The sequence below is a fragment of the Streptomyces sp. NPDC087859 genome (genome assembly GCF_044742595.1).
In the GTDB taxonomy this organism is placed as follows: domain Bacteria; phylum Actinomycetota; class Actinomycetes; order Streptomycetales; family Streptomycetaceae; genus Streptomyces; species Streptomyces canus_F.
Genome location: NZ_JBIUUU010000030.1, coordinates 16,204 through 37,694, shown reverse-complemented (window position 1 = coordinate 37,694; position 21,491 = coordinate 16,204). Strand labels below are relative to the sequence as shown.

General features: G+C 71.5%; 22 protein-coding genes. 19 read left to right on the top strand and 3 right to left on the bottom strand.

The genetic code is table 11. The features are described 5' to 3' along the window. The first annotated feature begins 2 nt into the window (after positions 1-2). From ACIOHP_RS46205 to ACIOHP_RS46190, 4 genes are read left to right on the top strand one after another with little or no spacing between them, the layout of a single operon-like run. Positions 3-905: a hypothetical protein gene (locus tag ACIOHP_RS46205; RefSeq protein ID WP_401897283.1), complete on the top strand. Its 903-nt coding sequence runs from the start codon at positions 3-5 to the stop codon at positions 903-905. Then, positions 902-1,555, top strand: a complete 654-nt coding sequence (locus ACIOHP_RS46200) for a hypothetical protein (protein WP_401897281.1) — start codon at positions 902-904, stop codon at positions 1,553-1,555. The genes ACIOHP_RS46205 and ACIOHP_RS46200 overlap by 4 nt, the downstream gene beginning before the upstream one ends. After that, positions 1,552-2,712, top strand: coding sequence for an acyl-CoA dehydrogenase family protein (locus ACIOHP_RS46195; protein WP_401897279.1), 1,161 nt, complete (start codon positions 1,552-1,554; stop codon positions 2,710-2,712). The genes ACIOHP_RS46200 and ACIOHP_RS46195 overlap by 4 nt, the downstream gene beginning before the upstream one ends. Positions 2,713-2,744: 32 nt before the next feature. Further along, positions 2,745-3,497, top strand: a complete 753-nt coding sequence (locus ACIOHP_RS46190) for a 4'-phosphopantetheinyl transferase family protein (RefSeq protein WP_401897277.1) — start codon at positions 2,745-2,747, stop codon at positions 3,495-3,497. On the opposite strand, the gene ACIOHP_RS46185 is transcribed toward ACIOHP_RS46190, so the two are convergent. Beyond that, positions 3,475-3,810, bottom strand: coding sequence for an STAS domain-containing protein (locus tag ACIOHP_RS46185; RefSeq protein WP_401897275.1), 336 nt, complete (start codon positions 3,808-3,810; stop codon positions 3,475-3,477). The two genes, ACIOHP_RS46190 and ACIOHP_RS46185, sit on opposite strands and share 23 nt — an antisense overlap. A gap of 218 nt (positions 3,811-4,028) precedes the next feature. Here ACIOHP_RS46185 and ACIOHP_RS46180 point away from each other — a divergent pair, with 218 nt between their 5' ends. Further along, positions 4,029-4,400, top strand: a complete 372-nt coding sequence (locus ACIOHP_RS46180) for an STAS domain-containing protein (RefSeq protein WP_361556047.1) — start codon at positions 4,029-4,031, stop codon at positions 4,398-4,400. An 82-nt stretch (positions 4,401-4,482) separates the two neighbouring features. Here the strand turns inward: ACIOHP_RS46180 and ACIOHP_RS46175 are convergent, their stop codons facing one another. Beyond that, positions 4,483-4,914, bottom strand: a complete 432-nt coding sequence (locus tag ACIOHP_RS46175) for a MarR family transcriptional regulator (RefSeq protein ID WP_361556050.1) — start codon at positions 4,912-4,914, stop codon at positions 4,483-4,485. Positions 4,915-5,097: 183 nt separating this feature from the next. Here ACIOHP_RS46175 and ACIOHP_RS46170 point away from each other — a divergent pair, with 183 nt between their 5' ends. From ACIOHP_RS46170 to ACIOHP_RS46145, 6 genes are all read left to right on the top strand, one after another. Beyond that, complete coding sequence (locus tag ACIOHP_RS46170) at positions 5,098-6,282, top strand: PP2C family protein-serine/threonine phosphatase (RefSeq protein WP_401897272.1); 1,185 nt, start codon at positions 5,098-5,100, stop codon at positions 6,280-6,282. Positions 6,283-6,415: 133 nt separating this feature from the next. Beyond that, positions 6,416-7,315 carry an STAS domain-containing protein gene (locus tag ACIOHP_RS46165; RefSeq protein ID WP_361556056.1) on the top strand — a complete coding sequence of 300 codons (900 nt, stop codon included), beginning with the start codon at positions 6,416-6,418 and terminating at the stop codon, positions 7,313-7,315. After that, the gene (locus ACIOHP_RS46160; RefSeq protein WP_361556059.1) at positions 7,312-7,731 is read left to right on the top strand and encodes an STAS domain-containing protein; all 420 of its coding nucleotides are present in this window, start codon (positions 7,312-7,314) and stop codon (positions 7,729-7,731) included. The genes ACIOHP_RS46165 and ACIOHP_RS46160 overlap by 4 nt, the downstream gene beginning before the upstream one ends. Further along, on the top strand, positions 7,731-8,174 hold the full coding sequence (locus ACIOHP_RS46155) for an anti-sigma regulatory factor (RefSeq protein WP_401897270.1): 444 nt from the start codon (positions 7,731-7,733) through the stop codon (positions 8,172-8,174). The genes ACIOHP_RS46160 and ACIOHP_RS46155 overlap by 1 nt, the downstream gene beginning before the upstream one ends. Continuing rightward, positions 8,174-9,229, top strand: coding sequence for a SpoIIE family protein phosphatase (locus tag ACIOHP_RS46150; protein ID WP_401897268.1), 1,056 nt, complete (start codon positions 8,174-8,176; stop codon positions 9,227-9,229). The genes ACIOHP_RS46155 and ACIOHP_RS46150 overlap by 1 nt, the downstream gene beginning before the upstream one ends. Continuing rightward, positions 9,226-10,935, top strand: coding sequence for a PP2C family protein-serine/threonine phosphatase (locus ACIOHP_RS46145; RefSeq protein WP_401897265.1), 1,710 nt, complete (start codon positions 9,226-9,228; stop codon positions 10,933-10,935). The genes ACIOHP_RS46150 and ACIOHP_RS46145 overlap by 4 nt, the downstream gene beginning before the upstream one ends. A 49-nt stretch (positions 10,936-10,984) precedes the next feature. On the opposite strand, the gene ACIOHP_RS46140 is transcribed toward ACIOHP_RS46145, so the two are convergent. Continuing rightward, complete coding sequence (locus tag ACIOHP_RS46140) at positions 10,985-11,644, bottom strand: class I SAM-dependent methyltransferase (protein ID WP_401897263.1); 660 nt, start codon at positions 11,642-11,644, stop codon at positions 10,985-10,987. 435 nt (positions 11,645-12,079) lie between these two features. Here ACIOHP_RS46140 and ACIOHP_RS46135 point away from each other — a divergent pair, with 435 nt between their 5' ends. The 8 genes from ACIOHP_RS46135 to ACIOHP_RS46100 all read left to right on the top strand — a co-directional run bounded on the left by ACIOHP_RS46135 (position 12,080) and on the right by ACIOHP_RS46100 (position 21,436). Continuing rightward, positions 12,080-13,597: a C40 family peptidase gene (locus ACIOHP_RS46135; RefSeq protein WP_401897261.1), complete on the top strand. Its 1,518-nt coding sequence runs from the start codon at positions 12,080-12,082 to the stop codon at positions 13,595-13,597. A 290-nt stretch (positions 13,598-13,887) separates the two neighbouring features. Continuing rightward, a complete protein-coding gene (locus ACIOHP_RS46130) occupies positions 13,888-15,555 on the top strand; it encodes an FAD-dependent oxidoreductase (protein ID WP_401897260.1) in 1,668 nt (555 codons plus the stop codon). 214 nt (positions 15,556-15,769) lie between these two features. Next, the gene (locus ACIOHP_RS46125; RefSeq protein ID WP_401897258.1) at positions 15,770-16,294 is read left to right on the top strand and encodes a hypothetical protein; all 525 of its coding nucleotides are present in this window, start codon (positions 15,770-15,772) and stop codon (positions 16,292-16,294) included. A gap of 122 nt (positions 16,295-16,416) precedes the next feature. Further along, a complete protein-coding gene (locus tag ACIOHP_RS46120) occupies positions 16,417-17,076 on the top strand; it encodes a class F sortase (RefSeq protein WP_401897255.1) in 660 nt (219 codons plus the stop codon). Between the two features lie 162 nt (positions 17,077-17,238). After that, on the top strand, positions 17,239-18,396 hold the full coding sequence (locus ACIOHP_RS46115; RefSeq protein ID WP_401897253.1) for a SchA/CurD-like domain-containing protein: 1,158 nt from the start codon (positions 17,239-17,241) through the stop codon (positions 18,394-18,396). Positions 18,397-18,462: 66 nt separating this feature from the next. Beyond that, positions 18,463-18,924 (top strand): cupin domain-containing protein, encoded by a 462-nt coding sequence (locus ACIOHP_RS46110; RefSeq protein WP_401897251.1) that lies wholly within the window; start codon positions 18,463-18,465, stop codon positions 18,922-18,924. Then, positions 18,921-20,189 (top strand): beta-ketoacyl-[acyl-carrier-protein] synthase family protein, encoded by a 1,269-nt coding sequence (locus ACIOHP_RS46105; RefSeq protein WP_361556089.1) that lies wholly within the window; start codon positions 18,921-18,923, stop codon positions 20,187-20,189. The genes ACIOHP_RS46110 and ACIOHP_RS46105 overlap by 4 nt, the downstream gene beginning before the upstream one ends. Next, complete coding sequence (locus tag ACIOHP_RS46100; RefSeq protein ID WP_401897249.1) at positions 20,186-21,436, top strand: ketosynthase chain-length factor; 1,251 nt, start codon at positions 20,186-20,188, stop codon at positions 21,434-21,436. Before ACIOHP_RS46105 ends, ACIOHP_RS46100 begins: the two co-directional genes overlap by 4 nt. The last annotated feature ends 55 nt before the right edge of the window (positions 21,437-21,491 follow it).

Here is a 21,491-nt window from a genome sequence, read left to right as displayed (position 1 = left end):
CGATGTACCTCACCACGCCTCCCGGCCCGGTCGACGCGCCGGCGCCCGCCCGGCGGGCGTCGCTGCGCCTGTCGAGCCTGGTCAGCCGGACCTTCTCCGCCGGTCGGCCCTTCCTGCCCGATCCACTGGAGCCGAGCCTGAGCCGGATGCAGGCCGACCTCGTGCGCCCGTACTCGGTGGAGTTCCGTCCGGAGCTTCTGGAGCGGGGCGAGCGCAACACCTTCATCGAGATGACCCAGGAACTCCTCGCCGACCTGCCGCCGCTCCAGGAGCCCCTGGATCTGGTGCTCGTCGCCCACACCGCCCCGGACGCCGATCCGCGCCGCTCCACGTCCTGCTATCTGGCCGATGCGCTGCCCGGCGACCCCCTGGCCTTCAACCTCTCGGACCAGGGGACCGCCGTCGGATTCACGGCCCTGCGTCTGGTCTCGGAGTACGCCGACGCCGCCGCGTTCCGGCACGCCCTGGTCGTCCTGCTCGATCAGCGGACCTTCCTGTACGACACCCCGGGGGCGCATGACGTGCCCCGGCAGGACTGCGCGGTGGCGCTGCTCTTCGGTCCCGAGGGCCGCGCGGGCGAACCGGTGACGCGGCAACTCGCCGGCGTCGCGCCGGAAGAGGTCCGCGCGACGCTCGACGCGGTGCTGAACGAACCGGACGGCGGCGATGAGGGCCCGCCCCTCACGCTCATCACCGGTCAGGGCCTCGACGCCGAAGAGTTCGGGCTGGGATTCGACGTGCGTCCCGCGCCGCCGGGCCGTCCGTGCACCGGCCCCTGGTCGGCCCTGGCCGACGTGCTCCCCGAGTACGAGAAGGACGGGCCCCGCCGCCTCGTCGTAGCCGACTACGACAGCACGCTGCGGTACCTGTGCGTGAGCACACTGGAGATGGAGGAGGGGACATGACCGGCCGTACGGCCGCTGCCGACGAATGGATCCGGTACCGGCGCACCGCCCGCCACGACGGCCTCCTCCCGGCGATGTCCCTGCTGTACGAGACCCTCTGCGACGGCGCGCCGCCCCACGGCCCGGGCGGGCACGTGGTGGCGCCCGCCGGGTTCGCCGGTGCCGACACCGGGGACGTCATGGCGACCATGACGGTGGAGGACGGCGTCGTCGTCGCGTCGCGGAGCCGAGCCGAAGCACCCAGCGTGTCCCAGACTCCTTGGACGGCATGGGAGTTGGGTATGACCTGTCTGCGCTTCGGCCTCTCGGAGCGGTTGCTCGACGCGGTGCTCGCCCATCTCGGCGGCCGTACCGTCGGCGACGCGAAGCTGCTCCACCAGCAGATGGTCAAGGGCGGCGTCGCGGAGGCGGTGATCGAGCAGTTGGAGATCGAGACCATGCTGGCCGGCGCCACGCCGGGCGACCTCGACGACGGCGTCCTGTCCGGCCTGAACGCCCAGATCACCCGGACCGACCGGATGCTGCTGCGGCTGCTCGGTGCCGTGGGCTTCCTGGCGGACGGACCGGGCCAGGTCGCGCGGGTCTCCGAGCTGATCGCCGACGTCTACTTCGGCCCGGCCCGCGCCGGGGAGCACGGGGGAGCCGCATGATCGAACTGGACGACAAAACCCTGGCGTTCCAGCGCCAGGCCCGCGCGTGGGCGCAGGAACTCAAGCCCCTCGCCCTGGAACTCGACCGGGACCCGGACGCGATCCACCGCCATCTGGACGTGGCGATCGTGTCGTACCTGACCAGGATGACGGTGCCGCCCGAGTACAACCCCGACCCGGTTGTTATCGACGGGCACCGCTTCTACGGCACCGGGACCCTGGAGCGGGTGGTCCTCGCCGAGGAGGCGGCGGTCGGCGACGCCGGCATGCTGCTGGCGTCGCCGGGGCCGGTGATGTCGGGTGTGCTGGTCGATGCCATGGGCGACGAGCAGCAGAAGAAGTGGTTCTACAGCCGGATCATGGAGAAGCCCACCTGGACCTTCTTCGCGCTGACCGAACCGGAGCGCGGCTCGGACGCGGGGGCGATGAGCACCACACTCACCCCCGACGGCGATCACCGCTTCGTGCTCCGGGGGGCCAAGCGCTACGTCGGCAACGCGGCCCGCGCCGACCTGGGCATCGTCTTCGCCCGCACCCGTCCGGGGCCGCTCGGCGTGACCGCGGTCCTCATCGAGACCTCGGTTGCCGGGTTCACCGCCGAGCCCCTGGAAACCATCGGGCTGCGCGGCCTGCGCCTCACCGCCGTCACCCTCGACGACGTCCGTGTCCCTGCCGACCAGGTGCTCGGCAGGCATCTGCGGGCCACCCAGCGGGGTATGTGGAGCGCGGTGCAGGGGCTGAACCGCCTGCGCCCCGGCGTCGCCGCGTTCGGCCTGGGCATCGCGCGGGCCGCCTACGAGTACGTCCTGGACAACCGTCGCACTCTGAACACGGCCGAACGTCACCGGCTCGACCGCCTCGCCCTGCGCCTGACGGAGCTCCGGCAGCTCATCTGGCGGTCGGCGATCGCCGTGGACGACAACGAGCCGACGGCCGGCTACCTGGCGTCCGCGGCGAAGGCACGCGCGTCGCGCCTCGCCGAGGAGGCGACGCTCGAAGCGCTCTCCTGCTTCGGTCCCGGCGCCCGGCTGGACCACCCGCTGCTGGACAAGCTCGCCCGGGACGCCCGCGGAGTGGAGTTCATGGAGGGAACCGGCAACATCCAGAAGCTCAACCTGTTCACCGGTCTGGTCCAGGGAAGTCTCCGTCGTGACTGACAGCGGCCTCGTACCGGCGAGAGCGCTCTGACATGGACGAACCCAGGGTGGACGTCTGGACGGTGCCGCTGGACGGGTCACCGGCCACGGTGGCGGCGCTGTCCCGGATGCTGTCGGGGCGGGAGGCCGAGCGTGCCGGCCGCTGTCGTTTCGAGGCCGACCGCAGACGTTTCGTCGTCGCGCATGGCGCGTTGCGGCGGATTCTGGCCGGCTACCTCGACGTCCCTCCTGAGGAACTGCGCCTGGAGCGGGGACGCCATGGCAAACCACGGCTCGCGGACGGCGCCGATCTGCGGTTCAACCTCTCCCATTGCGGCGAGCTCGCGCTGGTGGCGGTGAGCCGGCATGCCGAGGTCGGGGTCGATGTGGACCGGCTGCGGCCGGGCGTGCCGGTCGAGGCGTTCGCCGAGCGCTTCTTCCCCGCGTCCGACGCCCGTTTCGTGGCGGCGGCCGCGGGCCCCACGGAACGCGGCGAGCGTTTCCTGCGGTTGTGGACCCGCAAGGAGGCCGTGGTCAAGGCCGCCGGCGCGCGCCTCACCCAGGGCCTGGGCCTGCCGGTGTTCCCCGACACCGGCACCGACTCGGTCGCCGACGTCGTCCGCGATCCGTCCGGACGGATCCGGGGCGTCTGGTCGGTGCGCGAGCTGCCGGTGCCGGACGGCTGTCTGGCGGCGCTGGCCGTCGCGGGGACGGCGGCTCCCAGGGTCTCGTTCAGACATGCCCATCTGGGCGGCGCGTGGGTGCGATCGCCCAAGGGCGGCGTCAATTCGGCCCGGGAGAGGTGAGGTAGGCGTCCCAGCGGGCCTCGGGGCACAGGTCGGCGGCGAGTGTCAGCACCCGGCGCGCCTGCGGGCGCAGGCCGACGATCCTGAGCAGACCGCCGCGGTCGGTGACGGACCGGTCGATCGTCCGGACGAGATGGAGGAGGGCCGAGTCCACGAAGCCGACGTCGGCGAGGTCGAGGGTGAGCCGGCGCACGGAGGGCGGCAGTTGGGCCGCCGCTTTCTCGATGGCGGGCCGCACACGGTCGTCGATGTCGTGGTCCACGGTCAGCGTGGCGGCATGACCGCCGGGACTCAGGGAGATGCGAGTGCCCATTCTTCGGGCCCCCTTTCCGTGGGGGTTGGTGGCCGGGAGCGGCCGCTGGGCTCCCTCCACCGTGTCACGTGCCGCCCCGCACGTCGAACGGCCCGTGTGGGCGCGGTGCATGACGTGCGCGTTCGGGGGTAATCGCGCATCCGCGGCGCGCATTGCGACCCGCAGGCGAGAAGGTCATCAGCCCTGGCCGGTTGTCCACGCTGTTGTTGGAGGTAAATGTGTCTGTTGCCCAGAACCCCCTGTCCGTCGAGGTCGGCCTGCTCCGTGAGGACGTGGCACTGATCACGGTGCAGGGCTATTTGGACGTCGACACCGCGACCGAGTTCCAGCACCATCTGGCCAACCAGCTGCATCACGGCCGACGGCACTTCCTGCTCGATCTCTCACAGGTGCCGTTCATGGATTCGTCCGGTATGAACATCATTCTCCGCGTCTACCAGGAGGCCCGAGAGCTGCCCGGCAGCGTGCACATCATCTCGCCGACTCATGCGGTGCGACGGATTCTGGATCTGACCGGTGTCAGCATCACGGTTCCCGTGTCGGAGAGCGTCGAGGAGGCACTCACCCTCGTCGACCAGCCACGTTCGTGACAACAGTTGCTGTTTGACAACTATGAAGCCGAGGCAAGAGAGTGAGTTCGCACGTGCGGGAGGGGTCGGAAATGAAGTGGCGTCAGGCGCTGCGGGCGGCGGACTCGCCGTCCTCGTGGATCTGCGCCGCCGCGGCGGCGCAGAACGCCTCGAGCCCCTTGAGCAGCGCGGATCGCTGGGCAGTCGGCATCTGTTCGAGCACGGACTGCAGGGTGCCCTCCCGACGAGCGCGCAGGTCGGTGAGGAAGGCCCGCCCGCGTCGGCTCAGGTACAGCTCCAGCTCCCGCCGGCTCGCGGTGGCCGCCCGGCGCTCCACGAACCCCACGGCCTGCAGCCGGTCGCACAGCCGGCTGGTCGACGGCGGCGTGGAGCCCAGCGCGTCCGCGAGCGTGCGCAGGTTGATGCCTTCATTGTGTTCCAGGATGAACAGAACCCGCAGTTGCGAGGCGGAGACCGGCGCCGTCGAAGCGCGGCCCCACAGGACTTCGAGCAGTTCGGCCGCCTCGGAGGTCACGCGCGCGACCTCATGGGGCCGCGGGCGAGAGTGCGAGATCGTCACCCCGACACCTTCTCAGTCTTACCCCGCCCTGTCAGCCCGCCCCGGCGCACGACGCGCGACAGCGGGCATGGTTCAGAAGGAACGGGTGCAGCCGTCGGCACGGTACAGACGCGGCGGCGCGCCCTCGTACGGAATGGCATGACCGACAACGTGAAGAGATTCATGGCCGCCGAGCGCGCCTTGCGCTCCGCGGCTCCGCATCAGCTGCCGGCGACCGTCCGCGAAGTACTGTGCGGGCCGTACGGCGCCGAGAGCGTGGACCTGCTCCTGGTCGACTACGGGGCGACCGTGCTGCAGCCCGTGTCCGCGACGGCAGGTCCGTCGCGGACACTGCCAGTGCACGCCAGTGCGGCCGGACGCTCCTTCGGGGCGCAGGAGCCGATCGTGGTGGAGGACGACGACGGGCGGACGCACGTGTACCTGCCCGTCACCGTGCGAGGCGACCGGCTGGGGGTGCTGTCGGTCACCCTGCCGCCCGGCACGCGGCCCGACGCGGACCTGGCCGAAATGGCCGCGGTGGCCCAGGTCCTGGGACACGAGGTGGTGGTGGCCGAACGCGACACCGACCTCTACCAGCGCGCCCGGCGCAAGGAGCGGCTCACCCTCGCCGCGGAGATGCAGTGGCAACTGCTCCCGGCCCGGTCCTGTGCGGGACCGCAGTACGCGCTCGGCGCCCAACTGGAGCCCGCCTACGCGATCTTCGGCGACAACTTCGACTGGTCGGTCTCGGCCGACCATCTGCTGCTCTACGTCACCAACGGCATGGGCGAGGGGATCGAGGCGTCCCTGCTGACCAACCTCGGGATCAACGCCCTGCGCAACGCGCGGCGGGCGGGCATCCCCATCGCGGACCAGGCGGCCCTCGCCGACCAGGCCGTCTACGCCCAGTACCGGGGCGAGGCGTATCTGTCCGTCCTGCTCGTGGATCTCGAACTGGCCACCGGACGCGTACAGATCGTCGACGCCGGCTCGCCCCGGATGCTGCGTCTGCGGGACGGGGCCGTGACATCCATCGGCCTCGAGGCACAGCTCCCGCTCGGCATGTTCGAGGAGACCGACTACGTGGCGCAGGATTACCAGATGCAACCGGGCGACCGTCTCCTGTTCGTCAGTGACGGAGTGCACATGGTCCCCGCGCCGGGCGGCGAGCCGTACGGCGACCACGCTCTCGCGCGAGCCATCACGGCCACGCGGCTGCTGCCGGCCGCCGACGTACCGGCCGCGGTGCTGCGGGAACTGCAGGGGCATCGCGGCCGTCCGGAGCCGGACGACGACGCGTTGGTGGTCTGTCTCGACTGGTTCGGCAACCGGTCGACGTCCTAGCGGGCCGACCCCGGACACCTGTCACGGTCCAGACTCGTTACAGTTGTCGTTCGGCAACAGTATGCGTCACCTGCGGTGCGATGTCGGTCACCGCGGGTCACGGGAGCGCACTACTCGGATGAGGTGAGAGCAGGTGCCGGAGCACGAAGCGGCAGTACGGCAAGGTTCGTCGGCGCAGTTGGTCGGGGACTTCCTGTACCGCCATCGCGAACGGATCGCCCAGCGCTGGGCCGACGAGCCGCTGTTCCGCAGCGTGTTCACCCTCTCGCGGGACGAGGCCGTGGAGGCGGCCCGGACAGTGATCGAGGCGTTGGCCCAGGTAGCCGAATCGGAGCGGGTGTACGACACGGACGCCGTCGGATTCGAGGTCGTGCGCGAGCAGTTGGCCCGCATGGCCGCCGCGCGTTCCCGCGCCGGGATCACCATGGCCCAGGTGTCGGGAGAGGTGGACGCCTTGCGTCCGCCCGTCGCGGAGTTCCTCGTCGAGGAGTTCCCGGAGGAGGCCACCGAGCAGGTCCGCGAGTGCACGACCGCGCTCACCGTGCTGATGGGGACACTGCGGCTGGTCGTGCTGGACACGGCGCTGTCCGAAGGGCAGGCACTCATCGAGCGCCAGCAGCTCCAGCTGCTCGAAGTGGCCACCCCCGTGATCAAGCTGTGGGACGGCGTCGTGGGCGTACCGCTCATCGGCACGCTCGACAGCGCGCGCAGCCAGGTCGTCATGGAGACGCTGCTGGAGGCCATCGTCGACCAGCACGCCCGCTTCGCGATCCTCGACATCACCGGCGTCCCCACCGTGGACTCGCTCGTGGCCCAGCACCTCATGAAGACGGTCGCGGCGGCGCGGCTGATGGGCGCGGAGTGCGTCGTGTCGGGCATCCGCCCGGCGATCGCCCAGACCATCGTCCATCTCGGCCTGGACCTCGGCACGGTGGTCACCCGCGCCAGCCTGGCGGACGCGCTGGCCTACGCGCTGCACGAGCTGGGCGTCGGTATCGTCGCGCCGACCTCCGGCGGTGCGGGGTCACGATGAGCGATGGTCTCCACCACGGCGGCGCGGCCCATGTACCGGTGCTGCGCCTGGGCGAGGTTCTCCTGGTCACCCTGCAGGGCGACCTGCACGACAGCATGGCGCAGCAGCTCCAGCAGGACATCGCTGCCACCATCGTGGACAGCCGGGTGACCGGGGTGGTCATCGACATCTCAGGCGTGGAAGTCATCGACTCCTTCCTCGGTCGCGTACTCGCCGAGATCGCGGCCAGCGCCTCGCTGCTGGCGGCCCGGACCGTCCTGGCCGGCATGCGGCCCGCGGTGGCGATCACCCTGGTCGAGCTGGGGCTGACGCTGCCCGGACTGCGCACCGCCCTCACCACGGAGGCGGCCCTGGAGCTGCTGGCACGCCGCACTCCCGTCGTCGGCGCCGGTGGATCGCCTCGGGAGCATCCTTGATGCCATCCTCCACAGCCGTCGAGGCGAGTCTGCCGATCCGTTCCGACATGGATCTCGCCTGGGTGCGCCAGCATGTGCGGCAGGCCGCCGGCCTTCTGGGCTTCGGTCTGGTCGCGCAGACCAAGCTGGTCACCGCCGCCAGTGAACTGGCCCGCAACACGCTCGTGCACGGCGGGGGCGGCCGCATGGAGTCGGCAGAGGTGACACAGGGCCGGGTACGCGGCCTGCGGCTGGTCTTCGCCGACGAAGGACCCGGCATCGCCGACCTGGAGCGGGCGCTCGTCGACGGCTACACCTCGGGCGGCGGCCTGGGCATGGGTCTGGGCGGTGCCCGGCGGCTGGTCCATGAGTTCAGCATCGACACCACGCCGGGCGCGGGCACGACGGTCACGGTGGTCTGCTGGGCCTCGGCTCCGCCGCCCCGTCCCCACGGAGGCAGCTGATGCCGCGCGTCTGGGACGTACCGGTCCACGATTCCACCCGGGTACGGGATGCCAGGGTCGCCGCCGAGCACGCCGCGACCCTGGCCGGACTCGACGAGGCACGGACCGCGGCCGCCGCCCTGGTGACGACGGAACTGGCGACGAACCTCCTCAAGCACGCCCGGGGAGGCCGTCTGCTGCTCGACGTGGTGCCCGGGCCGGTACCGGCGGACGGCGGCGACCCGACCCGGCTCGTTCAGATCGCGGCGATCGACCACGGTCCCGGCATAGCCGACGTCACCACCGCCCTGAGCGACGGCTTCACGACGGCCCGGTCACTGGGCGCGGGCCTGGGCACCTGCCGGCGCGTCGCCGACGCTTTCGCCGTGCACAGCACCCCGGGCCGCGGCACGGTGGCGGTGGCCCGGATCGGTCCCGCAGGGCGGGACACCGCACCAGGGCCGGGCGGGCTACGGGCGGGAGGGGTCAATCTGCCCTTCGGCGGAGCCGAACACTCCGGAGACGACTGGGCCTCGGTCAGGGCCGGCGACCGCGTGACGCTGATGCTGGCCGACGGCCTGGGCCACGGATCTCAGGCGGCACACGCCTCGACGGCGGCCGTACAGGCGCTGCGCGGATCGGCCCACCTCAACCCGGCAGAACTCCTGCGTCACCTCGACACCGCTCTGCGCGGCACCCGGGGTGCCGCCGTGGCCGTGGCCCAGGTCGACACCGCCACCGGCACGCTGCGTTTCGCCGGCCTGGGGAACGTGGGGGCCTGGCTGTGGGAGGAGGATGCCTGGCACGCCCTGCTGTCCCGCCCCGGCATCGTCGGCGTCCACCGGCCGCGGACACTGCACGAGGACCTCAGACGCTGGGGAACCGACCGGGTGCTGGTGCTGCACAGCGACGGCCTGCCCAGCCGTCAGAAACCGCCGTCCGCACCGGATCTGCTGTTCACCGACCCCGCCGTGACGGCGGCGGTCACCCTGCGCGACAGCGGCAGCGCCGCCCGGCCGGCACGTGACGACACCACAGTGGCGGTCCTGACTCAGGCACCGGGGGAGGGGCGTTGAGACACACCTGGCCGATCGACACCGTCGCCGACGCGGCCCTGGCGCGCATCGCCACCGCACGCCTGGCCTCGGCGCACGGACTGTCACCGCTTCAACGCACCCGTCTCACCGCGGCACTCAGCGCGCAACTGCGCCAGTGCCTGGCCAAGGACGGCTCCTGGCTGCTCACCCTGTACGTCACCGGGACAGCCGCCGAACAGGCGCACCTGCATGTCACGGTCACCTCCGCGGACCCGGCCGCACATCCCCCGTGGCGTACGAGCGTCCCCTGCGCCAGAACCCCGATCGCGGAGGCCGGGTCGCTGCCGGACTCCCCGGAGGTCCTGGCCGAGTCGCTGCTGGACGCCGACGAGGACGCGGCCGTCCTGCTGGACAGACTCGCCGAGCAGGAACAACTGGTGGCCTTCCACCGGGAGGAACTGCATCAGACCAATCAGGGCGTGCTGGCCCTGCACGCGGAACTGGACGCCGCCGGACAGGCACAGAGGGAGGCGTTCGCCGCCGAGCACCGGGCTCGCCGGCAGGCCGAGGACGCCCGACGGCGCCTCACCTTCCTGGCCGACGCCAGCGCGGCCCTGACCTCCCTCAACCACGACGAGGTCGTCCGCCGGCTCCCGGAGCTGCTCGTACCGGAGTACGCCCGCAGCGTCGACGTCTGGCTGTTCGACGGCGACGAAGAGCGGCGCCCCGCGACGCCCCATCCCGCAGCCGCAGTGACGGCGGCCCGCACCGGACGGCCGCAGTACGCCGCCCTGGAACCCGGCGGACTGCCCGGCGTCGACGACCAGCCGCCCTCGGCACTCGACCCCGAACGTCCGCTGCTGTGCGTCCCGTTGCCGACCCGCCGGGCACCGCTGGGAGTGCTGACCCTGGCGCCGCCCGGCGACCGCTGGGACCCCGACGACGCGGTCATGCTCATCGAGTTCGTCCGCCGCGCCAGCATCGCGATCGACAACGCCCGGCGTTTCGAGCGCAATCGCGACATCGCCGAGACCCTCCAGCGGGCCCTGCTCACGGACCTGCCGACCACACCGGCGCTCCGACTGGCCGCCCGCTACCTGCCGGCCACCCACGGGCTGAACATCGGCGGCGACTGGTACGACGCGTTCCGCCAGCCCGACGGCTCGCTGGTCGCCGTCATCGGTGACGTCACCGGACACGGAATGCGCGCCGCCGTCATGATGAGCCAACTGCGCACCGCCCTCCGCGCATACGCCGTGGACGGCAGCAGCCCCGGCACACTGCTGACCCGGCTGCACACCTTCCTGCACCATCTGCAGCCCGACCTGTACGCCACCGCCGTCATAGCCCGCTTCCACCCCGACGAGCCCACCCTGACCTGGGCGGCCGCGGGCCACCCGCCGCCGGTGCTGCGGACTCCCGACGGCCAGGTCCACACGCTGGACGCCAAGCCCGGCGCGATGCTCGGCATCCCGCTGAACCAGCAGATCGAAGACCACACCGTCCCGCTCCCGCCCGGCTCGACCCTGGCCCTCTACACCGACGGCCTGGTCGAACGCCGCGCCCAGGGAATCGATCCGGGCATCGCCCGCCTCGCGGACGCACTCGCGGCGTTCGGACCCGCGGAACTGGAGGACCTGGACGGCTCGGCGGACCGCGTCCTGGACCCGATGCTGAGCGACTCCGAACGTGACGACGACGTATGCCTGCTGCTGTGCCATGTCGCGCAGCACGCCACCGTCTGACAGTCATGCCGGTCGCCCCGCCTGATGCTCCTGCCGGTGAGCGAGGATCTCAGCGCAGTCGGCGTACGCGCAGTACCAGGTCGTCGGTGTGGTGCGCGCCGGCGCCGCCGTCGGGTGCCACGCGCGGCCGTTGCTCGTCCACCTCGATCTCCCAGTCGTCGTCGAGGAGATCGGCGACCATCGAGGGCCAGACGTAGTCCGCCGGGTCGAAGCCGCCGTCGTCAGCATGCTGGGTGTCCATCCCCGCGTGGTGGACGAGCAGCAGTACGCCGCCGGGTGCGACGGCCGCGAGCAGTGCCCGCTCGGCGGCGGCGTCAGGGGTGCGCAGTAGTGCGGGGTACTGCGCGGAGACCAGGTCGAAGGAGGCCGGCGGGAGCGCTGCCTCGGTGAGGGTGGCGTGGACCCAGTGAATGGCGACGCCGGCGTCCCGGGCGTGCCCGGCCGCCCGCTCCAGTGCCACGCCGGAGACCTCGAGCGCGGTCACGTCCCAGCCGCCGCGGGCGAGCCAGACGGCGTCCGCGCCTTCGCCGCAGCCGACGTCGAGCACGCGCCCGGGTGTGAGGCCGGCGACCTCGGCCACGAGGGCACCGTTGGGCCGGCCGCTCCACAGCTGTTGTCGGTCGGCGTAGCGGTCGTCCCACTCCGCCCGCACGGCGGGGTCTCCGAGGTATCCGTCGGTGTGTGGTCCTGCTGCGATGTTGTCGGTCACGAGCCCACGGTCTCCGACCGCGCTTGGGGTTGCCACTCTTGTTGCCGGTCCGGCAAAACGACCTTCATGAAGGGGCTTGCGTCCAGTGGACCGGTACCGGCGGCTGGCACTGTGGCCACATGCAGGCCGGACGGTGATGGACAGCCCGCCAGGGGTGTGCGCCTGGTCCATCCCCAGGAATGAAGACGGCCACGTAGTAAGGGGGTTCCGACGTCACCTCAGGGCCGGCCTCCGGCCGTTCTCGGCTGACAGCCGCTCAGCGGATCGCGGTGAGGGAGGAGTTGGAGGGGCGAAGGTCACAGAAGCATATCGGGCATTTAGTGCTTCGATCTTCACGGAAGGCTTACAAGTTGGCTAAGTTGGTCACCGTCTGCACGACTCCCTCCGACAGGCAGGCGGTCTCGTGCACTCTCGTACGGAAGGAGTGCCGTTTCCATGGCGCCGGAACGAACCTCGCCCCCCGAAGTGACCCCCTTCTCGGGCAGGGGCAGCTCCCTTTCCCCAGGCGAGGGCGAGGGGCCGAGCCGCGACGAGGTCCGGCGCAAGATCGACAGCCTCTACGACCGGGCGGAGAGCGACACCGGCACCTTCAACGCGACCCGCGCCGCTGCCATCCCGCGCCAGCGGGGTGCGGGCGCCCGTGACCGGTCCCAGGACGACATGCAGCCCGCGGTCGGAGCCCTTGCCCGGCAGTGGTTCGACGCCGCACGCGTCAAGCTGGGTCCGATCGTGCCGGTATCGCAGCCGGAGAGAAGGACGCCCGCCCGACCCGACCGCGCGCCCCAGCAGGCACGGCCCGCACGCCCGACGGAACGTCCCTCGGAACCCCTCGCCCTCGAAGCGCCCAAGTCGCCCACGGGCCCTGTACGGGAGTTGACCGGCGGATCAGCTCAGGAATCGACCCCTGGATTCCTTCCGGAGCCGCCCGCCCCACCCGTCGAGCCGGCCGCGGCAGGCGAGTCCCGGTGGGACGAGAGCGCCTGGCGCACCGGAGCGCAGCCGGTCCTCGGCGGCGACGGGGCGGCATGGCCGCTGTACCAGCCGGCCCCGGCGCCCGCGCCGGAGCCCACCACGACCTGGCCCATCGCCCCGGACCCCACCACTGCGCGTACCTACCAGGCGGAGCTTCCCGCGCTCGGTGCGGAGACGTACGGTGCCGGTCCCGCGACCGGCGCGACCGCGACGTACGCCATGGCTCCGCCGGCCGATCCCACCGCTGCGGGTACCTACCAGGCGGAGCTTCCGGCGCTCGGTGCGGAGACGTACGGTGCCGGTCCCGCGACCGGCGCGACCGCGACGTACGCCATGGCTCCGCCGGCCGATCCCGCCGCTGCCTACAGCGCCGCCCCACCGGCCGACGCGACCACCTCGACGTACGGCGCCGGCCTGACGAACGTCTCCGCGTCCGCCTTGGCGGCCCCTGCCCCGGCGGCGCTCATCGAGACGGCCGCGGCACCCGCCTACACCTACGCCGCACCGCCAGTGGCTGCCGCCCCGGCGGCTCCGGTCGTCCACGCGGCACCCGAAGCTCCTTCCGCCCCTCTCACGTCCGCCGCCTACGGTGGATCCTGGCTGTCGGTGGACCCGGTCCACAGCACCCAGGCCGAGCGGGTCATCGACTTCGCCCGGGCGCAGATCGGTCGGCCCTGTGTGTGGGGCGCGGTCGGGCCGGGATCGTACGACGCCCCCGGTCTCACTCAGGCCGCATGGAAGGCGGCAGGCGTCACGCTGCCCCGGACCGTCCAGGCCCTGTGGGGAGTGGGGGTGCAGATCTCCCTGGCCGACGTCCGGGTGGGAGACCTGGTCTTCTTCCACGACGACCTCAGCCACGTGGGCATCTGGAGCGGGGACGGAATGATGATTCACGCCCCGGGCCCGGGAGCGACCATCCGTGAGGAGTCGGTGTTCTTCGCCGGCCAGTCCGCGATCAAGGGCGCGGTCCGCCCGGCCTGACGCCCCGCTCCGGCCGCCTGGTATCGGTCGCTCGAGTCGTGCTGAGCGGCCACCGCCCAGGCGGTACGCCGTCCCGCTTCCGAACCCGACACCATCGACCCGTCAGATCGCCGGTGAGCAGGGCGCCCTCACGCCGCGTCAGGTCCCGGACCGCGGAGGTGTCCGCCGACTCGGCGAACCGGGCGAGTTGAGTGGGTGAAGCTTGGGCCCGCGATCGCAGCGCGGGGCATGGATGAGGCTCGCGGCCTTACCCGGCCGAGTCGACGGACACGACGCGCTGGAGGCGAGCCATGAATCAAACAGACGATCAAGCCGACCCCATGACCCACCAGGTCCCGGTCCTCATTGTCGGCGGTTCCCTCGTCGGACTGTCGACCTCCCTGTTCCTGGGCCGGTTGGGCGTACGGCACACGTTGGTGGAGCGCCACGCCGGCACTTCCATCCACCCCCGTGGGCGGGGCAACAACGTCCGCACCATGGAACTGTTCCGGACGGCCGGCATCGAGCCGGGGATCCGGGAGGCCGCCGCCACCCTGGACGACAACCACGGGATCCTGCAGACGCCCACCCTGGTCGGCGACGCGGGCGAGTGGCTCTTCAAGGAGATCGACGCGGGCGGCGCACTGGCCCGCTTCAGCCCCAGCTCGTGGTGCCTGTGCAGTCAGAACGACCTGGAGCCGGTGCTGTTCGAGCACGCCGAGCGGCTCGGCGGCGATCTGCGGTACGGAACCGAACTGCTGTCGTTCGACAGTGACCCTTCCGGCGTCACCGCGGTGGTCAAGAGCCGGGACACGGGCGAGCACACCACCATCCGCGCGGACTACCTCGTCGCGGCGGACGGCCCCCGCAGCCCCGTGCGCGAGCAACTCGGCATCGCCCAGAGCGGTCCTGGTGACCTCTTCAGCAACGTCAGCATCACCTTCCGGTCCCGCCGCCTCGCCGATGTCGTGGGCGACCGCCGCTTCATCGTCTGCTACCTGACGGACCCGGAAGCCGACGGCGCTCTGCTGCCCGTGGACAACCACGAGAACTGGGTCTTCCACGCTCCCTGGCACCCGGAACGCGGCGAGACCCTGGAGGAGTTCACCGACGAGCGGTGTGCCGAGCACATCAGACGCGCGGTCGGAGTGGCCGACCTGGACGTACAGGTCACGGGCAAGGCTCCCTGGAACGCCGCCCAGCGGGTCGCCCGCAGCTACCGGGCCGGACGGGTCTTCCTGGCCGGTGACTCGGCCCACGAGATGTCCCCCACCGGGGCATTCGGCTCCAACACCGGCATCCAGGACGCGCACAACCTCGCCTGGAAGCTGGCCGCGGTGCTCGACGGATGGGCGGGGGAGGGGCTGCTGGACACCTACGACGCCGAGCGGCGCCCGGTGGCCGAGGCGACCAGCGCCCGCGCCGCCGCACGGTCGGTCGAGCACAGCCACCCCGGGTTCGCCCCGCCGCCCGGGATGGGCGGTGGCGGCGGCGGTGGCCCGCAGCGCGGCATCCTCAACGTGGTCCTGGGCTACCGCTATCCGCAGGGAGCCGTCGTCGGCACCGACCCCGCGGCTCCGGTCGTACCGGAACGCTTCGACCTGTCCGGTGAACCCGGCAGCAGGGCCCCCCACTTGGCGGTACGTCACCAAGGCGAGCGGATCTCCACACTGGATCTCTACGAACGCTCGTTCGTGCTGCTCAGTGACGCCGATGACCCGAGCGGCTGGCACGAGGCCGCCATTCGGCTCGCCGAAGAGATGTCCGTCCCACTGGTCTCGTACCGGGTGGGCAGCGCTTCCGATGCCGAGCTGACGCCCGAGGGCGACACGGACTGGTCGGCCGTCCATGGAACGGCGCGCGGCGGCGCCGTACTTGTGCGGCCCGACGGATTCGTGGCCTGGCGGTCCGCGGGGCCGGACCCGGACGCGGAGTCGGCACTGCGTCAAGTCCTGACCACGCTGCTGGCAGCGGCCTGACCTCGTAGGAAACGGCCGGCCGACCTCTCGACGGGGTCGGCCGGCCGTGTCACGCGGTCGTGACGTGGTCCTGCCGGGAGCCGTGCGGGTTCACCCGTGTGATCGTCCTGAGTTGTGACGGGCGATCAGCTGACTGACGGTGGATCACGTCGAGGGCGGGTCACATCAGCTGACGAAGTGCCAGCTGTCCGCCCCTTGACGGAGGGAACGTCAGATGCACTCTGCTCGCATGCTCCTGGCCACCGCGGCGGCTTCGACCGTCCTCGTCCTCGGCGCTCCCGGCGCCTACGCGGCCGGGAACGACTGGGAGGACCACACGGACTCCTCCTACAGCAAGGACCACGACAAGGAGCACGGCAAGGACGCCGGCCATGACTCGCCGCGCGGTGGCATGCACACCGGTGGTGGGGCCCTGACCGCGGTGAACGTGGACGGCTCGGACACCGCGAAGGACCCCAAGTTCGACCCGGAGACCTACAAGGACAAGGAGCAGGGCAAGGACTCCGGCAGCGGTAAGCAGGACGAGGGCTGGAGCAAGGAGGACGGCGGCGACTCCTGGAGCAAGGAGGACAGCGACTCCTGGAGCGGCAAGGAGGAGAAGCCCAGCGGCGGAATGCACACCGGCGGCGGCGCGTTGGCCTCGCCTGCCGTGACCGCGGGTGGGCTGGCCGTCCTGGCCGTCGTCGGAACCGGTCTGTACTCGGTGCGCCGCAGGAAGACCGCCGGAAGCGTGGCCTGACCCATGCCGGATGCGATAGCCGCTGTGGCCGCCACGCCCGTGCAGCGTGGCGGCCCCGCCGGCTTTCCCCGTGCCCCGTCCCTCGTCCGATGTGTTGCCGTGCCCTGGTGAGGTGGTGTCCGATGGCAGTTCCCCCGTCCCCCGCAGACAACCCTTCCCGTACCAAGGTGATGGTGATCGGCGCCGTGGCCGCCCTGGTGCTGGCCATCACCCTGTTCGGCGGCAATGACACGGCGTCCGACACCGCATCGTCCGACGCCCCCCTTCCGTCGCGGGCCGCTCACACCGCCGCGGCGGCGCCGCCGGCCGCACAGCCCGAGGCGAAGCATCTGCCGCGATCGAGGCCCGTACGCCTGCTCATTCCGAAGATCTCCGTCGACGCCCCCTTCACCGAACTCGCCATCGGCCGCACGGGACAGCTCGAGCCGCCCCCGGCCGACGACACCAACCTCGTCGGCTGGCACGCCAAGGGAGCGTCCCCCGGAGAGGCGGGCACGTCGATCATCGCCGGGCACGTCGACACGGCGACGTCGGCGGCGGTCTTCGCCGACCTCGGAGAACTGGAGAAGGGGGACGTCTTCCACGTCAGACGAGCCGACGGGCGCAAAGCGTCCTTCGTGGTCGACAGCGTGGAGACGTTCGACAAGGACAACTTCCCCAGCCGGCGGGTGTACGCCGACACGGCCCAGGCCCAGGTCCGGCTCATCACCTGCGCGGGTGACTACGACCGCACCGTCAGGGACTACACGGACAACCTGGTGGTCTTCGCCCACCTCGCCTGAGCGGGCCCCGCCTTCCCCGGCGGCCGGTCACCCGGGCAGTGGCACAGGAGTCGCGCGCCTGCGGGAGCGGGATCAGGATCAAGGGGATCGAGGCACGTCAGCGTCTCATCGACGTGGCCGCGATCCGTCCGCTTCTGCCCCCGCGAAGGAGATGTGCGCAGCATGACCACCACGTCCGAACGTGCTCCGGAAACTCTCATGCGACAGGCGGCGCAGCGCGTCTCCCAGTCCGTGTTCGACGGCTCCCCGCTTCGCGTCGTCCTGCTCGTGGACGTCTACGACGGTGCCCAGCAGCAGTTCCTGGAGGCGTACGAGCAGCTGTGCAATCAAGTCGCGTCCGTCCCCGGGCATGTCAGCGACCAGCTCTGCCAGTCCATCGAGAACCCGTCCCAATGGCTCATCACGAGCGAGTGGGAAAGCGCCCCGCCCTTCCTCACCTGGGTGAACAGCGAGGAACACGTGCGGATGGTGGAGCCCCTGCACAGCTGTGTCCGGGACACCAGGTCCCTTCGCTTCCACATCGTCCGCGAGACCGGCGGTCCGGCGGCGGAGACCGGGTCCGGCACGCGCCGGCTCCAGGTGGCACCGAGAATCGGTGACGGCCTGATCCGGCACGCGCTCACCTTCACGGTCAAGCCGGGCAGTGAGAAGACCGTGGCCGAGATCCTGGCCGGGTACACGTCACCGGAGCCGCGGGTCGACGACACCACCCAACTGTGCCGCACCTCCCTCTTCATGCACGGCAACCGGGTGGTCCGGGCCATCGAGGTGCGGGGCGACCTGCTCGCCGCGCTGCGGCACGTCGCCAGACAGCCCGAGGTGCGGGCCGTCGAGGAGGCCATCAACCCCTATCTGGAGCAGGACAGGGACCTCGACGACCCCGAGTCCGCCCGCGTCTTCTTCACCCGGGCGGCGCTGCCCGCCGTACACCATGTGACGGCAGGCCAGGAGAGTCCGGACGCGGTGCGGCACGCCCTGTACTACCCGGCCCGTGAGGGCCAAGGTCTGCGACTGGCCGAGTTGCTGGCCCGTCAGGACGAGGCAGCGGCGGACGATCCGCACGGGCCCGTGCTGCGCAGCACGATCTTCCAGCGCGACGACGTCGTCGTACGGCTGGTCGACGTGCGCGGCGGCCTCGGCACCGACCCGAGCCCCGTGCTCGGTCTCACGGATCGCACTCAGGCGGCCGAGCTGACGGAACTGCTCGACGGCGAAGCCTTCGGAGCGGACGGTCCGGCCCTGAAGGATGGCGCCCCCGCTGGCCTCCTCACCGTCTCCCGCATGGAACTTGTCACCGACCGTCGCGCGCCCGACGCCTGACTCGCCGGTACCCGGGCCGTGACGGCCACGCCCCCTGTCGATGCTGCACATGTTCGGAGGAACGTCGTGAACAACCGCCATCCCGGAATCGTGGATGTCAGCGAGGTCGAGCCCAACACTCGGCGCGGTGGCGACCTGCGTGCCCTGCTCACCCCCACCACCGTCGGCTCGACCAGCGGCTTCATGGGCGTGGCCATCATCCAGCCCGGCGACCGCATCGCCGAGCACTACCACCCGTACTCCGAGGAGTTCATCTACGTCCTCTGCGGGCAGCTGGAGGTGGACCTGGACGGTGAGCCCCACCCGTTGCAGCCCGAGCAGGGGCTGCTGATCCCCACCCACATGCGCCACCGCTTCCGCAACGTCGGCAAGGTGGAGGCCCGCATGGTCTTCCACCTCGGCCCGCTCGCCCCGAGCCCGCCGCTCGGCCATGTCGACACCGAGGACGCCGACGGCGTACCGATCGTGGTGGAGGCGGCCCCCGGGGGTGCGGGACGGTCGGCCGAGCGATCTCAGGTCCGTTCATGACGAGGCGGGTGGCGGTCACCGGGCTGGGCATCGTCGCTCCGGACGGCATCGGCATACCGGCGTTCTGGGACCTTCTGTCCAACGGGCGTACGGCGACCCGGGGCATCACGTTCTTCGACCCGTCCGGGCTGCGCTCGCGGATCGCCGCCGAGTGCGACTTCGACCCGGCGGCCCACGGGCTGGACGCGGAGCAGATCGCACGGTGCGACCGGTACATCCAGTTCGCCCTGGTCGCCGGGGAGGAGGCCGTACGGGACTCCGGCCTCGACCTCGCGGCGGAGAACCCGTGGCGCGTCGGGGTCTCCCTGGGCACCGCGGTCGGCGGTACCACCCGGCTGGAGCAGGACTACGTACTGGTCAGCGAGCGCGGCAAGCGCTGGGACGTGGACCACCGGGAGTCCGGCCCCCATCTGCACCGGGCGTTCTCGCCCAGCACCCTCGCCTCGGCGGTGGCGGAGCGGTTCGAGGCACGCGGGCCGGTGCAGACCGTCTCCACCGGCTGCACCTCGGGGCTCGACGCGGTCGGGTACGCCTTCCACGCGATCGAGGAGGGCAGGGCCGACGTGTGCATCACCGGCGCCTCGGACTCGCCGATCTCACCGATCACCATGGCCTGCTTCGACGCGATCAAGGCCACCTCCCCGAACAACGACGACCCCGCCCACGCCTCACGCCCCTTTGACGCCGACCGCAACGGGTTCGTCATGGGCGAGGGCGGCGCGGTACTCGTCCTGGAGGAGCTGGAACACGCACTGGCCCGCGGCGCGCACGTGTACTGCGAGATCAGCGGCTACGCCACCTTCGGCAACGCCTACCACATGACCGGTCTGACCACCGAGGGCCTGGAGATGGCCCGGGCCATCGAGGACGCCCTCGACCAGGCCCGGCTCGACCCCACGGCGATCGACTACGTCAACGCGCACGGATCGGGCACCCAGCAGAACGATCGGCACGAGACCGCCGCGGTCAAACGCGTCCTGGGCGCGCACGCCTATGACACGCCCATGAGCTCCATCAAGTCCATGGTGGGCCACTCCCTCGGCGCGATCGGCGCGATCGAGGTCGTCGCCTGTGCGCTGGCCCTGACCCACCAGGTCGTCCCGCCCACCGCGAACTACGAGACCCCGGACCCCGAGTGCGACCTGGACTACGTCCCGCGTGTCGCCCGCGAGCGAAGACTGAAGAGCGTGCTCTCCGTGGGCAGCGGGTTCGGCGGCTTCCAGTCCGCGGTGATCATGAGTCTGCCGAGGGAGAAGACACGATGAGCGAACCGCATCCTCGGCGCGCGGCCATCACCGGTATCGGACTGGTGGCGCCCAACGGAACCAGCACCGAGACCTTCTGGAAGTCGACCAGGGAGGGCATCAGCGTCCTGGACCGGATCACCCGGGAAGGATGCGGGCACCTGCCGCTGCGGGTGGCCGGCGAGGTCCGGGACTTCGACCCGCCGACCGTGGTCGAGGAGCGTTACCTCGTCCAGACCGACCGGTTCACGCATTTCGCGATGGCCGCGGCCGACCAGGCGCTCGACGACGCCGGCCTCGACCGGAGCCGGACGGACGCCGCACCGTTCTCCGTGGGCGTGGTCACCGCGGCAGGTTCCGGTGGCGGCGAGTTCGGGCAGCGGGAGCTGCAGCAGCTGTGGGACAAGGGCAGTCGCTTCGTCGGGCCGTATCAGTCCATCGCCTGGTTCTACGCCGCGAGCACCGGCCAGATCTCCATCCGCCGCGGCTTCAAGGGCCCTTGCGGTGTGGTCGCCGCCGATGAGGCCGGCGGCCTCGACGCTCTGGCGCATGCGGCGCGGGCCGTGCGGCGCGGCACCGACGTGATGGTGGCCGGCGCGACCGAGGCGCCACTGGCCCCCTATTCGATGGTCTGCCAGCTCGGCTACGAAGAGCTGAGCGCCGTCGACGACCCGGAACGCGCCTACCGTCCGTTCACCGCCTCGGCCTGCGGGTTCGTGCCCGCCGAAGGCGGCGCCATGCTCGTCGTGGAAGCCGAGACCTCGGCCCGTCGACGGGGTGCGCCCGTGCGGGCCACCCTGGCGGGCCACGCGGCGACGTTCACCGGCGCCTCCCGCTGGGAGCAGTCCCGGGAAGGGCTGGCCCAGGCCATCCGGGGCGCCCTGGATGAGGCCGGCTGCGCCCCCGAGGAGATCGACGTGGTCTTCGCCGATGCCCTCGGCGTACCGGAGGCGGACCGAGCCGAGGCACTGGCGATCGCGGACGCCCTGGGCGCGCACGGCAGACGCGTCCCCGTCACGGCACCGAAGACCGCCTTCGGCCGGGGCTACTCGGCGGCGCCCGTGCTGGACGTCGCCGCGGCGGTGCTCGCGCTGGAGCACGGTCTGATTCCGCCCACCCCCAACGTCTTCGACACCTGCCATGACCTCGACCTCGTGACCTCCCGCGCCCGCGCCGCCGAACTGCGCACGGCGCTGGTCCTCAGCCGAGGCCTCATGGGGTCGAACGCGGCGCTCGTGCTACGGCTCGGCGCCGGCGATGCCTCGTGAGGAGGCATCGGAGCACCCATCCCACAGCACCCGACACGAAGCAGGGAGAGAAACC

What these genes read in the sequence shown, in the direction of transcription:
- ACIOHP_RS46160 (WP_361556059.1), top strand. Translation starts at nt 7,312, where the DNA reads ATGAGCGATGGTCTCCACCACGGCGGCGCGGCCCATGTACCGGTGCTG.
- ACIOHP_RS46115 (WP_401897253.1), top strand. Translation starts at nt 17,239, where the DNA reads ATGACCACCACGTCCGAACGTGCTCCGGAAACTCTCATGCGACAGGCG.
- ACIOHP_RS46185 (WP_401897275.1), bottom strand. Translation starts at nt 3,810, where the DNA reads ATGGGCACTCGCATCTCCCTGAGTCCCGGCGGTCATGCCGCCACGCTG.
- ACIOHP_RS46190 (WP_401897277.1), top strand. Translation starts at nt 2,745, where the DNA reads ATGGACGAACCCAGGGTGGACGTCTGGACGGTGCCGCTGGACGGGTCA.
- ACIOHP_RS46200 (WP_401897281.1), top strand. Translation starts at nt 902, where the DNA reads ATGACCGGCCGTACGGCCGCTGCCGACGAATGGATCCGGTACCGGCGC.
- ACIOHP_RS46125 (WP_401897258.1), top strand. Translation starts at nt 15,770, where the DNA reads ATGCACTCTGCTCGCATGCTCCTGGCCACCGCGGCGGCTTCGACCGTC.
- ACIOHP_RS46195 (WP_401897279.1), top strand. Translation starts at nt 1,552, where the DNA reads ATGATCGAACTGGACGACAAAACCCTGGCGTTCCAGCGCCAGGCCCGC.
- ACIOHP_RS46135 (WP_401897261.1), top strand. Translation starts at nt 12,080, where the DNA reads ATGGCGCCGGAACGAACCTCGCCCCCCGAAGTGACCCCCTTCTCGGGC.
- ACIOHP_RS46100 (WP_401897249.1), top strand. Translation starts at nt 20,186, where the DNA reads ATGAGCGAACCGCATCCTCGGCGCGCGGCCATCACCGGTATCGGACTG.
- ACIOHP_RS46120 (WP_401897255.1), top strand. Translation starts at nt 16,417, where the DNA reads ATGGCAGTTCCCCCGTCCCCCGCAGACAACCCTTCCCGTACCAAGGTG.
- ACIOHP_RS46155 (WP_401897270.1), top strand. Translation starts at nt 7,731, where the DNA reads ATGCCATCCTCCACAGCCGTCGAGGCGAGTCTGCCGATCCGTTCCGAC.
- ACIOHP_RS46150 (WP_401897268.1), top strand. Translation starts at nt 8,174, where the DNA reads ATGCCGCGCGTCTGGGACGTACCGGTCCACGATTCCACCCGGGTACGG.
- ACIOHP_RS46170 (WP_401897272.1), top strand. Translation starts at nt 5,098, where the DNA reads ATGACCGACAACGTGAAGAGATTCATGGCCGCCGAGCGCGCCTTGCGC.
- ACIOHP_RS46130 (WP_401897260.1), top strand. Translation starts at nt 13,888, where the DNA reads ATGAATCAAACAGACGATCAAGCCGACCCCATGACCCACCAGGTCCCG.
- ACIOHP_RS46205 (WP_401897283.1), top strand. Translation starts at nt 3, where the DNA reads ATGTACCTCACCACGCCTCCCGGCCCGGTCGACGCGCCGGCGCCCGCC.
- ACIOHP_RS46105 (WP_361556089.1), top strand. Translation starts at nt 18,921, where the DNA reads ATGACGAGGCGGGTGGCGGTCACCGGGCTGGGCATCGTCGCTCCGGAC.